7 protein-coding genes and 1 rRNA gene are annotated in these 12,951 nt (G+C 56.1%); 1 reads left to right on the top strand and 7 read right to left on the bottom strand.

The features are described from left to right. The 3 genes from BUA65_RS06710 to tyrS all read right to left on the bottom strand — a co-directional run. Positions 1–210 (bottom strand): 16S ribosomal RNA (locus tag BUA65_RS06710); the annotation flags it as partial. Between the two features lie 463 nt (positions 211–673). Beyond that, a complete protein-coding gene (gene yunB, locus BUA65_RS06715) occupies positions 674–1,339 on the bottom strand; it encodes a sporulation protein YunB (RefSeq protein WP_072868284.1) in 666 nt (221 codons plus the stop codon). Positions 1,340–1,529: 190 nt separating this feature from the next. Continuing rightward, complete coding sequence (gene tyrS / locus BUA65_RS06720) at positions 1,530–2,756, bottom strand: tyrosine--tRNA ligase (protein WP_072868286.1); 1,227 nt, start codon at positions 2,754–2,756, stop codon at positions 1,530–1,532. 163 nt (positions 2,757–2,919) lie between these two features. Here tyrS and BUA65_RS06725 point away from each other — a divergent pair, with 163 nt between their 5' ends. Continuing rightward, a complete protein-coding gene (locus tag BUA65_RS06725) occupies positions 2,920–5,292 on the top strand; it encodes a transglycosylase domain-containing protein (RefSeq protein WP_072868288.1) in 2,373 nt (790 codons plus the stop codon). 58 nt (positions 5,293–5,350) lie between these two features. Here the strand turns inward: BUA65_RS06725 and BUA65_RS06730 are convergent, their stop codons facing one another. From BUA65_RS06730 to BUA65_RS06745, 4 genes are all read right to left on the bottom strand, one after another. Continuing rightward, positions 5,351–7,708 (bottom strand): endonuclease MutS2, encoded by a 2,358-nt coding sequence (locus BUA65_RS06730; protein ID WP_072868290.1) that lies wholly within the window; start codon positions 7,706–7,708, stop codon positions 5,351–5,353. 542 nt (positions 7,709–8,250) lie between these two features. Continuing rightward, positions 8,251–10,806 (bottom strand): U32 family peptidase, encoded by a 2,556-nt coding sequence (locus tag BUA65_RS06735; RefSeq protein WP_072868291.1) that lies wholly within the window; start codon positions 10,804–10,806, stop codon positions 8,251–8,253. 19 nt (positions 10,807–10,825) lie between these two features. Beyond that, entirely contained in the window at positions 10,826–11,782 is a 957-nt protein-coding gene (locus BUA65_RS06740) for a Nif3-like dinuclear metal center hexameric protein (RefSeq protein ID WP_072868292.1), read from the bottom strand. A gap of 424 nt (positions 11,783–12,206) precedes the next feature. After that, positions 12,207–12,938 carry an aspartate/glutamate racemase family protein gene (locus BUA65_RS06745; RefSeq protein ID WP_072868293.1) on the bottom strand — a complete coding sequence of 244 codons (732 nt, stop codon included), beginning with the start codon at positions 12,936–12,938 and terminating at the stop codon, positions 12,207–12,209. Between the last annotated feature and the right edge of the window lie 13 nt (positions 12,939–12,951).

The raw sequence follows: 12,951 nt of genomic DNA on the forward strand, positions 1-12,951 counted from the left end.
CAGGTTATCCACGCGTTACTCACCCGTCCGCCGCTATTGAGAGGTGAGATGTGAGAAGCGAGATGTGAGATTTATTGTTGGCTTTGGCTTTGCCAAAGCCTTCTTAATCTCACTTCTAACCTCTCACCTCTCACCTCTCAATCGCTCGACTTGCATGTGTTAGGCACGCCGCCAGCGTTCGTCCTGAGCCAGGATCAAACTCTCCATTAAATCTTCAAGTCCGTCCATGCTCTTTCGGAATTACTGCTCGCCTTCCGACGAGGTCCAGGCCGCTTCCGCACCTCTTTATGGCGCTTCCAACAGCCCCCCCCGCTTGCCTTCTTCCTCCCTGTTTAGTTTTCAAGGACCGGCACTTTTGTATTTTACTCGCCCATCCGACCTCTGTCAACACTTTTTTCATGCCGGCAGGCAAGTTTGTTAAAAATATGTTAACATTCCTATTGCAACTTCGTCAAGAGGCTTTTCCCCTTCGACGTTCCTTTCTTGACGCCTTTTACTGGCGACATCTTTTACTTTATCATAATGCATTTTGGAGATCAACCTGTAATTTCTGCCAGACTTAAGCTGTTATTCAAGACGCACCTTGCAATATAACACGGGCCAGCCATGGCGTCAATATTTTTTCTTCGGTCCGGTCCGTATTTTTCTCTACGAAAATAGTTTTTTATGCATGCTAAGGATTGTTGCCGACGATCTGTCCACTTAAAAGACCCCCCGAAATGTTGACAAAGGTGCCCGGTACCTGGCCCACAATAATGCTTTCCACCAGGGGTACGCGGGTAGCCACCTGCGCAGTGGCACTGCGGGGAGGAACTACAATGCGCACTTCGGCATTAAAGTCCAGATATATGCGGTGCCGCGTCTGGTTGATACCGGCCTGTTCAAAACGGTCGTCCACCCTCACCCGCACACTGCCCACCGGCACGATGCCCACCGGAATGCCGGGGCCATAGCCGGCCAGCAACTGGGTGCCGGTAATTTGACCCAGGGGAATGCGCAGTGATTCCCGGGACAGCTGCTGCAGGGCAGATTGAACCATTAAAGTAACGTCTGCGGCAAACTGGTTAATTTTCAAGGTGTTGGCCTGCATCAATACTATATGCCCCTGGTTATCTTTGTGCACCTGAACGAAGTCCTGGTATTGCAGGTTGCTGTCGAAAACCTTCCGCTGCACCGCCCGGTTAATGGCTTCGGTGGCCATCTGGATGGCCCGAGTCTCGGCTATTTTAAAGATGGTGGGCTGCAGGACCCGGTCAACCCACAGGAACATGCCTAGGAGCAGGAAAAAAAACATGGTCAAGGCAACAAAGGCCCGGTAATTCCTGCGTCTTCTAAACAAGCGGGTCACCTCTTTCGTTTTAGAGGGTCCGGATTTTTTTTCGAGGGGAGTAAATTTCTTCCGTCTTCCAGAAGAAGCTCGCATGATTGTCCCTTGAAACATTATATGTAACCCGGCCTGGACACCCGGCTTAAAAAAACAAAGGCCGGCGCAAAGCCGGTAGACGCATATTTTTTATTATCTTTTTTCTTCAGGAACGGCAGACCAATCTTAAAAACTTCCGCTTCCCGGCCCGGATGATCATGCCGTCCGCCGGGACCAGTTTTAAATTGGGGTCTTCGACTTTTTCCCCGTTGATCCTGACTCCTCCCTGCTGGATCAACCGCCTGCCCTCGCTTGTACTGGGCACCATGCCGGCCTGCTGGAGCAACCTGGGCAGCCAAATGCCGCCGTCTTCCAGCATGTCCGGCGAGACATGAAATTCAGGCACTTCATCGGGCAGATCGTGTTGCTGGAAAACGCGCTTGAATTCTTCCTCGGCCTTTAGCGCCGCCTCTTTCCCGTGATAAAAAGTTACTATCTCCCGGGCCAGTCGCATTTTGACATCCCGGGGATGCAGGTTGCCACCGACCAGCCCGGCGGCAATGCTGCGAACCTCTTCCAGGTGTACAGGGGTGACTAGTTCAAAGTAACGTACCATAAGCTCATCGGGCAGAGACATGGTTTTCCCGTACATTTCCCGGGGCGGCTCATCGATGCCAATGTAGTTCCCCAGGCTTTTGCTCATCTTCTGCACGCCGTCCAAACCTTCCAGAATGGGCATCATGATGGCTACCTGGGGCTCCTGACCGTATTCCCTTTGCAGCGTCCTGCCCATGAGGAGGTTAAACTTCTGGTCTGTTCCCCCCAGCTCGATATCCGCTTCCAGGGCTACCGAATCATAACCCTGCATGAGAGGGTAGAAAAATTCGTGAATGCTGATGGGCAGGCCTTCCCGGAAGCGGCGGGCAAAATCTTCCCGCTCCAGCATGCGGGCAACAGTATACTTTGCCGCCAGTTCAATAACCTGGGCAAAAGTAAGGGGTGCCAGCCACTGGCTGTTGAAAACCAGTTTGGTTCGCTCAGGATCTAAAATCTTGAAAATTTGTCTTTCATAGGTGCGGGCATTGGCCAGCACCTCTTCTTCGCTGAGCTGTTTGCGAGTTTCGGTTTTCCCCGTAGGATCACCGATGCGGGCGGTATAGTCCCCCAGAATAATAATCGTTTCGTGGCCCAGTTCCTGGAACTGCCGCATTTTTTGAAGCACCACGGTATGGCCAAGATGAATATCGGGAGCCGTAGGATCCAGGCCCAGCTTCACCCGCAATGGGCGGCCCGTAGAAAGGGACCGCTTGAGCTTCTGCCTTAGCTCTTCCTCGGAAATGATCTCCGCGGCACCTCGCTTGATGATTTCTAGCTGTTTATCTATACTGAGCATCTTTCTTCTCCTTTCCGCTTCCCCTTTCCTTTCCAGGTCCCTACATTATATCAAAACGCAGAGCTCCCTGACAAGGCAGTCTCCTGCCGGGCGGAGATGAGGGTCAAACTTTGTGCCAGTTATGTTATAATGCTGGTATGAAAGTCAGTAGGAGGCATGAACATTGGCCAGAAAAAAGAAAAGAAGGTTGAATGTCTTTCGCCTGCTCATGTTTTTATTCCTGTTATTCATAATTGCCGGTGGGGGAGTGGTGTTTGGGCTGATTGCCGTTAGCATCAAGGACCTGCCCGCCTGGAGTGAAGAAAAATTGCTCTCCAGTGCATCCACTTCCCTATACGATCAAAATAAGAAGCTGATCACCAGGGTAGGCGAGGAAAACCGCGTACCGGTAGATCTCAAGGAGATACCCAAACATGTCCGGGAGGCCTTCCTGGCCATTGAGGACGTACGCTTTTACGAGCATCATGGCGTGGACCTGCGGGGGATCGTGCGGGCGGCCTGGACGGATATTACCGGCGGCCGCATACAGGAAGGCGGGAGCACTATTACCCAGCAACTGGTCAAGCTGTCTTTCTTGAGCCACGAACGGACTTTTAAAAGAAAGGTTCAGCAGGTTATCCTGGCCGTCATGGTGGAAAGGCGTTATACCAAAGACGAAATCCTGGAGATGTACTTAAACAAGGTGTATTTTGGCGAGGGAGCCTATGGCATTCAATCTGCCGCCGAAACATACTTCAATAAACCAGCCAGGGAGCTTACCTTATCAGAAGGCGCTCTTTTAGCCGGTCTGGTCCAGGCACCTAGCGCCTACAGCCCTTTCCGCAACCCCGAAGGGGCCACCAGGCGGCGCAACCTGGTTCTGGACAACATGGCCCGCTACGGGTTTATTACTGCCGAACAGGCGGCCCAGGCCAGGGCGATTCAACTGGATGATATGCTCAAGCCGGGAAAAGGACGGCAGTACCCCTATCCCTATTTTGTGGACTTTGTAACCGAACAACTGGTGAACAAGTTTGGAACAGAACAGGTTTTCAAGGGAGGCCTGCGGGTATACACCACCCTGGACCCAGTAATACAGGAAGCTGCGGAGAAGGCCATGTCCGACCCGCGGAATTTTCCGGCCTCGATACGGGATAACCAGGGTATTCTCCAACCCGAAGGGGCTGCAGTGGTACTCGATCCCCATACGGGGTACATAAAAGCCATTGTAGGCGGCCGGGAGCACACCCACCGGCTGCAATGGAACCGGGCAACCATGACCCCGGGGAGGCAACCCGGCTCCACTTTCAAACCAATCATTGCTTATGGCCCGGCTATTGAATACAAGGGGATGGCCCCAGCCTCGGTAATTGACGACATACCGGTAAAATACGGCAACTATACGCCCCGGAATTACGACGGGCGTTACCGGGGCCTGGTTACCATGCGCACCGCTATAGCCAAGTCCATTAACGTGGTGGCCGTCAGGGTGCTCATGGATCACGTGGGAATTGCCAATGCCCTTAAGTTTGCCCGGGGGCTGGGCATCAACCTTAACCCCAGCGCCCACGGCCCCAGCATGGCCCTGGGAGGCCTGCACGAGGGCGTCACCCCTTTGCAGATGGCCGCTGCTTACAGTGCTTTTGCCAACCAGGGCATATACCTGGAGCCCACGGCCATCACCCGCGTGGAAGATGCCAGCGGCCACGTTATTTATGAATACCAGCCAAAACCTGTCCAGGCTATGAAGGCAACTACCGCATACCTTATTACAGACATGCTCAAAACCGTTATAGAAAGCGGCACCGGCACTAACGCTAGAATAGATCGTCCTGCGGCGGGCAAAACAGGTACCTCGGACGAGGGTAAGGATCTCTGGTTTGCCGGATACACCCCGGATCTGGTAGGGGTGGTGTGGATCGGCTACGACAAGCCCAGGGCCATGCCCCACGAATTCGGCGGGCGCTACCCGGCCCTTATCTGGCGTCAAATCATGACCCAGGCTCTTAAAAACACACCGGTACGGGACTTCCCCAGACCCGGGGGGATCGTCAGCGCCACGGTGGACAGCAAATCGGGGCTGTTACCGGGCCCCAATACGCCTCCTTCCGACCTGGTTACCGATCTTTTCGCCCAGGGAACCGTACCTACCCGGGTTGATGATACTCATGTGCTGGTAGAAGTATGTGCCACTACCGGTCAGCTCCCCAACCAGTATTGTCCGGACCGGATCACTAAAGTGATGATCAAACTGCCCTATAACGTACCCAGCTTTGTCGAGGACTATGACCAGCGGGTACCCACGACGGTCTGCACGCTGCACACAGCCGAAGAGCCGGCACCACCTCCGGAGAGCCCGGGTCAACCGGACCAGCCGGACCAGCCCGGACAACCCGGGGAGGTAATTCCGGCTCCGACGGGCCAGTCCGCCCCGGGGCTAAACGAGCTTCTGAAACCACAGGGACAAAAGGGGGACGGCCAGAAACCGGTAAGGGTGCTGCGGGAAGAAATTAAACCCGGCCTGGATTGGTTCCACAATAAAAAGTGGGCCGAATAAGAGAACAAAAAATCAAGGGGCCTTTGCTGCCAGATAGCAGCCGGCCCCTTACCCTTTATCAAACCAGCTCCACAACAGTAACCCCCGTGCCCCCTTCCCCATGTTCGCCCAACCGGAAGGATTTTACGCGCCGGTCCGTTTTCAGCTGCTGCTGGATGGCGGCCCGCAATGCTCCGGTACCCTTGCCGTGTACCAGAAAGACCCGGGATAATCCGGCTAAAGCGGCGTCGTCCAGGTACTTCTCTACCTCCTGCAGGGCTTCTTCGGCCCGCAGTCCCCGCAGGTCAAGCCTGGTGGAAATGGAACGGGTTTTATCCTGTACCAGTGAAGCCACCCGTACCTCACTCCGGGAAGTCTCATCTTCTGCTGGCAAGCGCAGTTCCGCAAGGGGTACATTGATTTTGATCATACCTACCTGTACCTGTACCTCCCCTGCCTCCGGCAAGGCCACAACAGTACCCCGCTGGTTAAACCGGGGCAAAAAGACTGTCTGACCCACGCTCACCGATTCGGGAATCACACCCGGGTCCGGTCTAGAAACAGTAGCCCGCGGTTGCAAGCGCTCCTGCATTCCCGCCAGCTTCTCCCTGGCCTCCCGAATGGCCTCCTCCCGTACTCTGGCCGCTTCATCGGCCAACCGCATCCGCAGTTCCCTTATGGCCTCTTCCGACTCCTGCCTGGCCCGTTTAACGAGCTGCCGCGCCTCTTCCCGGGCCCGAGACAGAATGCTTTCCCGCCGCGCAACCAGTTCATCCTTTAAGGCCAAGTAACGTTCTTTTAATTCTTCAGCCTCCTCTCGCATTCGCCGGGCCCCCTCCAGCTCCCGTTCCGCCTGCTGGCGAGCCCGCTCCAGCTGTTGCATAAGGTCGGCCACCTGCACTTGTTCCGCGGTCATAAAGCTCCTGGCCCGCTCGACCAGGTGCGGGGCCAGACCCAGCCTGCGGGCAATCTCAAAAGCGTTGCTCGAACCGGGCTTGCCAATCAACAGCCGGTAGGTGGGCTTCAACGTAACGGCATCAAATTCCACGCTGGCGTTCTCTACCCGCTCCCGGGCATAAGCAAAGTTCTTTAATTCGCTGTAGTGAGTGGTGGCCACGGTTTTGGCGCCCATTTCGTGCAGCCTTTCCAGGATGGCCTGGGCGAGGGCCGCCCCTTCGGCCGGATCGGTACCGGCTCCCAGCTCATCCAGAAGAACCAGGCTGCCCGGACCGGCCTGGTTTAAAATTTCTACAATGTTGGTGAGATGAGAAGAAAAGGTGCTCAGCGATTGTTCAATGCTCTGTTCGTCCCCGATATCGGCAAAGACTTCATCAAAAACGCCTAGTTCACTACCCGCACCAGCGGGGATGTGCAGACCCGACTGGGCCATCAGGGTTAGCAGGCCGACCGTTTTTAAAGTCACGGTCTTTCCGCCGGTGTTGGGGCCGGTAATGACCAGGGTATCAAACTGGTAACCCAAATGGATAGATATGGGGACCACGTTGCCGGAAAGCAACGGGTGCCGGGCCTGGCGTAAGTGCAGCCTGGGAGCCGGGAGCAACCGGGGTTCCACAGCATCCAAATGCTCACTGTAACGGGCCCGAGCCAGAATAAAGTCCAGCTGCCCCAGGGCCTCCAGGGACAGGGTCAGCTCCTCTCCTCTTGCTGCCACGGCGCGGGAAAGCTCGCCTAAAATCCTGGCGATTTCCTGTTTTTCCGCCACCTGCAGGCGGCGCATCTCATTGTTGCTTTCCACCACAGCCATCGGCTCGATAAAAAGGGTGGCGCCGCTGGCCGACTGGTCGTGGACTATTCCCGGCACTTGAGCCCGGTATTCCTGCTTCACGGGCACCACGTAGCGCCCTTCCCGGATGGTTACTATCGGGTCCTGCAGGTACTTCTGATAAGCAGCGGAACGGACGATACTTTCCAGCTGCTCCTTCACCTGCTGCTGAATGCGCTGAAGCCGGCGCCGGATGGTGGATAGGGTCGTGGAGGCATCGTCGGCGATCTCACCTCCGGGCAGAACGGCCCTGCTGATTTTCTTCTCCAGTTCGCTGAAATTACCTATATCAAGGGCAATTTGCTCCAAAAGGTGGTAGCGCCCCGGGCGTTCAGCAAAAAACCTCCTGATTCTCCGGCAGGCTCCCAGGGTTTGGCCTGTTTCAAAGAGCTCCTGGGGTTCCAGTACGGCACCCCGGACGACCCTCTGGAGGTACTGGCGAATGTCATGCCACCCTCCGAAATCGGCGCCGGGCTCCAGGCGCAGGAGATCCCTGGCCTGGGTGGTTTGGGCCTGCCAGGTATGAATGGTCTGCCTGTCCGTTACCGGGCGCAAAGAAAACACCCTCTCCCGGCCTAAGGGAGAAATAGTGTATTGGGCCAGGTGTTCCAACACTTTGTCGTATTCCAATCGTTTTAGTGTACGATCATCCATAGTTGATCCCCTATTATCATAGCATTTCCGCCAGTTAAATGCATCCGGGAAATTGTAAAGGATGCGGCGCTGTCCCCGCTCACTCCAGTGCTCCGCGCCGACAGCACCGCGGTTCGCTTCGGGCCGTCCAGCACTCACCAATAAGGAATTGTCTCTGTGGAAAACCTGTAGCACATACCTGCTGTCTGCACTAAAAAAGAATATTTAATTCGGTGAGTGCTGGGTCTTCTGCGGATTACCATCGACACTGTTACCTCCCGACCATACTAAACTGCTCGATATGCCACCAACAGGTGTTCTTCCATTTGCTTTCGTTTGGCGTCCTCGAGAGCCGAGCCGCCCAGCACTCACTGAATAAGCTATACGGCGGATGTCAAATTTTCTACTGCCTTTTGCATTTGCCTTGGAATGAGCATCTTTGCCGGTGAGTGCTGGGTTCACCGGGTGCTGTTACCGGCGCTTCGCAAGTCGTTCGCTCCGGACAGCGCCGCATCCTCCTCATAACGGTTTTACTAAAATTTACGGAAAATTAAAGGGGTGGTTCATTCCACCCCCCGATAGTAATGGCCCCTGGTGAGGCCGGCGGGACTGTATTGCTGCAGGCGTTCCCGCAGCCGGGAAAGCTCGCCGGCATTCCCGGCCGGGTTTAAATCCAGGGCCCGCCGGTAGGCCTGCACGGCAGCCCGGGCATACTCCGCTCCCCGCCCCCGGGCGTCGATACGCAAGGCGGCTACGCCCATCTCCGCAAACTTGTGCACATCGTCCACCAGGCAGAGATCCCGGGAATTAAACAGATGCATGCGGCAAAACTGGTCCACTTCCAACGGGAAAACCGCCCCCACCCGGTCCTGGAGAGCACGGTGCCGGCCCTGGCAGGGACCTGCGCAGTTCCGGCCGGCAGCCAGACCCCCCAGAAGGCTTCCCAGGGCGCAATACCGGGAAACCATTAACTCCACCGCCCCCTGGACCAGGACCTCGGCGGCAAAATGACCCCGGGCCACCAGGGCGGCCACCTGCTCCATGGTCAATTCCGGAGAAAGGGCCAGCTGCACGGCACCCTGGTCTAAAAGATAAGCGGCGGTACGGAGGTTGAAAACATTAAAGGCCAGGTCGGCATACAAGGGCAAGCCCGTGCGGGCCACCCGGTCAATTAGCCCGAGGTTCCCCGCCAGTACGCCCTGGGCCGGCAGGTTGGCAGCCAGATCCAGCAACCGCTCCACGGCAGCCATTTCCGGGTCATGGATTATCCGGGGCGTGGAAAGGATAAAGCGAACGCCATGTTTTTTGCAGATTTCCGTCCCCCGGCGGATTTCCTCTTCCCCCACGGGAGGACCGGAGCGAAAACTTTCTCCCCCAAAATAGACCTGATCCACTCCTGCAAAAACGGCGGCCTCCAGGGAAGCCAGGTCGGTAACCGCTATGGAAAGCAAAGGCCGTTTGCCAGGAGACCGGCCAGTAGGCAGAACCCGGCCCGCGGCCTTCACCCGGGCCTCCGCCAGCCTGCGCGCAAAGACATCCTCCGGTATGGGAGGTGCCGGCCGGGCCGATTTGATCCTGGCCGCCTCCAGTTCCTCTATGGCCCGGCGGCGGGCCTCGTTAATTTCCCCCACGGGCACAATGACATTATCGTCCAGATCGCAGCGCAAATCCTTCAAGGCAAAGGGGGAATTCCCCAAGCGATCGAGCTGTCCTTTTAAAAACTCCGGGGTCAGGGGTCTTTTGACCGCCGGCTGAGCGGGAGTAAGGCCAGTTCCCACCCCGCTGTGCCCGGCACTGTCTTCCACCCGCACCCGGACCGGCTCCCCCAGCCGGACCCGCACATGGAATACAACCGGGTTCTTGCGCACTTCCCGGAGTGAGGCAAAGGTAGCCCTGGCACGTTCCATTAAAGATGAATCGTGTGTTTTGAACAGGCGGTCCTGGGGCCTGACCTCCCGGGGCAGATAAATCTCCACTACCCTGCCGGCCGGAACCTGTTCCACCTGCCGCCCCTCTTCCCAAATGGCGTGCACTTCCACACCCACCCGACCGCCCCGGCTCACCCAAACCTCCACCCCGTCCCCCACCCGCAGGGGCTCTTCCAGGGCCACTTCCGCCCGGCCGGTGCGGGAATGGTAGCGAACTACCCGGCCCAGGAATAACCCCCGGTTGTTGGGCCGTTTATAACTCATCAGCTCATATCCGGGTCGTTCGTAGAAGTAGCCAGTGGTAAAGTCCCGGTTGAAAATCTGGGCCAGATCCCTGGCCTCTTCCGGCGTAATGTAAAAATCCTCGTCCGCCATGGCCCGGTCGATGAGGTTCCGGTAAATCCGCACCACTGTAGCCACGTACTCCGGCCGTTTCATGCGCCCCTCTATTTTAAAGGAGTTTATCCCGGCGCGGATGAGATCGGGGAGGTGCCCGGAGAGATTGAGATCCCGGGGGCTTAGCAGGTACTCCCCCACTTCCCGGGGATCCACCACCGGCCGTCCCTTTTCATCCACCAGGGTATAGCGCAGGCGGCAGGGTTGGGCACAGCGGCCCCGGTTGCCGCTGCGGCCGCCGATCATACTGGACAGAAGGCACTGGCCGGAATAACAAATGCAGAGGGCACCGTGGATGAAAACCTCCAGGTCGGCGCCGGTAGCTTCTTTTATATCCCTGATCTCTTTTAAACTCATTTCCCGGGCCAGCACCACCCGCCGGAATCCCAGGGCCAGGAGTTTTTCCACTCCCGCCCGGTTATGGACGGTCATCTGGGTGCTGGCATGCAGGGGCAACTCGGGAAGCACATGCCGGGCCAGGGTCGCCAGCCCAAGATCCTGCACGATTACGCCGTCGGCTCCGGCCCGCTGCAGAAAATGGAGAAAGCGAGCCGCATCTTCCAGCTCTTCATCCGACAGGAGGATATTGACGGTAACGTAGACCTTTACACCCCGGATGTGAGCGTAATCTACAGCCCGTTGCAGTTCCTCGTGATCAAAATTGGCCGCACCCTGCCGGGCGTTATACAATTTGCCGCCCAGGTAAACGGCATCGGCACCATTTTGTACCGCCGCAACCAGCCCCTCCCAATCTCCGGCCGGGGCCAGCAGTTCGGGTTTAGCGGACCGGGTCAAAGGCTGCTCCCTCCAAATGTTAAGACCTGCGGCTGAATCTTAAGAGCCCCGCGCAGGGGATAATTTCCACACCCCTGGCCTCAAGTTCGTCCAGGAACAGGTTCATACCCAGGGAATCGCTGGCCATGTGGCCGGCAATGATTACGTTGATGTGGTTTCTTTCCGCCTCTTTACGGTGCTTTTCACCCATATGCATGACCAGAAGCGTTCCTACCCCCGCCTGGGCCAGCCTGGCGTAGGCATCCTCCGAGCCGCTGGTGCCCCCGGTCATATCCACCATGATCTTGCCGGCACGGCGTTCCCTGGATCCCACCACAATGGTCGGACCGGCTTTATATTTAACGGCCTCCCTGTATTCGGGCTGTTCTTTCAGCATTTTTAAAATGTCGCCCAGGGTCTCCGGCTGCTTCTCATCCATCAGCTTCTGCAGAAAGCTAGTCACCAGGTTATCGGCAGCTGTATGCACGCTCATAAAAGCCAGCCCTAAAATCCGGGCGGCATCCAGAGCCCGGTTGTGGTTCAGGGGCAAGATGCCCCGCCTGACTTCGGCAATGCGGGAGGACATGATTCCCTCGGCCACATTAATGGGCACGCCAAAGCGGGCCAGCACATCTTCCTGCAGGTGCATCACCTGGTAGAGGGAAGCCATGGCCTTTCCTTCCGGGTGGTGGGAAATGATCAGGTCCACCGGCTGGCCCTTTTCCCCCAGCCTGTCGGCCAGCAGCACTTCCCCCACTTCCATGTCGATGCCCACCAGCACCCGGCGCACTTCCCTTTCCGGGTCACCCACCAGTATCCGGGTATCATCGTAGGGGTTAACCAGCCGCTCGAGGTCATATTCTTCTTTTTCCTCATCCTTCATTTTTTCGTATTTTTCCTTTTCCCGGGCCAGGAATTTTTGCACAGCTTCCAGGCCGCGGGGATCGCTTTCCATACCTTTGGCAATAGCCAGTTCGTAGATTTCCCGGATCTTCATCTGCATCCTCCTGTTCTTGAAAAATCAAGGTTTGATGCGGCGTGCGCATGGCACAGGCAGTGGCTTCGCGAGTAATTTTTTGGACGGCGTTTCCCATCACTGCACTCCTGAACGGTATCCCTATTTCTGACCGGAATACTCGCTGAACGGTTTTTGGGTTTTTCTTTTTGTTATGCTCCCTTTCTCGTGAAAGGTTATTCCTGCTGGAGCCGGGCAGGACCAGAATTAAACTTCGCCCTGCCCGGCGGGATTTCCTCCGTTAAAAAACTGTTTTTACCGGTCACGCAGGATGCACCCATCCCTACACCTGATATACATTCCGACGGAAGCAACGACCACGGGCACGTACTTCCTAAAAGAATTGAGGGGGATTATAGCTCCCCCCCGCACTTTCCTGTTTTTTTTATCAAGACTAGGCCTCTTTTTACTTTTGGTCCCACCACTTGCGAGGCTTGACAGGTGGAACCATGTAGGTAAGCCGGCTGTGTTTAACCCCCATAGCAATGTAATTTTCCACCATCTTCATGGCTGCAAAGGCAGGATCGATAACCGGCACGTCATATCCCGCCCCTTTCAGCCTGTCATGGAGATTTTTCGCCATCCCCATCATTCCCGTACACCCCAGGATGAGTACATGGGCTTTGTCTTTTATAATTGCCTCAAGGCTCTCCTGGTAAAGAGCGTTTTCCAGCTTTGTCCGGTCCCCTAAATCCAAAACCGGAATATTAACGTAACGAATAGAAACGAGTTTACTCATCAAGCCTAATTTTTTTGCCAGGTCTTCAATCATAGGGACCACGTTAGGTAAAACAGTAACTATCCCCAGGTGCTGTCCCAACCCCGCCGCCAACAGCATAGCCGGCTCGAATCCTCCACATACCGGTATATCCACCACTTCCCGGGCGGCCTTCACTCCCGGGTCACCAAAACAATCGATAATCACCCCGTCAAAACCTTCTTCAGCAGCCTTTTGCACTTTATTTAAAATGTCTGGTACCGCCAGGGCTTCATCGTATTCGCTTTCGATGGATGCCGGCCCGTAATCGAGGTGCTGAACATCAAATTCCACCCCCGGTCCGGCGTAACTCCGAAACTCACGGCGGATTTCTTCATCAAATACGTCGGAAGTAATGGGCATTATTACCTTAATTCTCATTTAATTCTTTCCT

Origin of the sequence: Desulfofundulus thermosubterraneus DSM 16057 (assembly GCF_900142025.1) — a bacterium.
GTDB classification, from domain to species: domain Bacteria; phylum Bacillota; class Desulfotomaculia; order Desulfotomaculales; family Desulfovirgulaceae; genus Desulfofundulus; species Desulfofundulus thermosubterraneus.

What these genes read in the sequence shown, in the direction of transcription:
- tyrS (WP_072868286.1), bottom strand. Translation starts at nt 2,756, where the DNA reads ATGCTCAGTATAGATAAACAGCTAGAAATCATCAAGCGAGGTGCCGCG.
- BUA65_RS06730 (WP_072868290.1), bottom strand. Translation starts at nt 7,708, where the DNA reads ATGGATGATCGTACACTAAAACGATTGGAATACGACAAAGTGTTGGAA.
- BUA65_RS06740 (WP_072868292.1), bottom strand. Translation starts at nt 11,782, where the DNA reads ATGAAGATCCGGGAAATCTACGAACTGGCTATTGCCAAAGGTATGGAA.
- BUA65_RS06745 (WP_072868293.1), bottom strand. Translation starts at nt 12,938, where the DNA reads ATGAGAATTAAGGTAATAATGCCCATTACTTCCGACGTATTTGATGAA.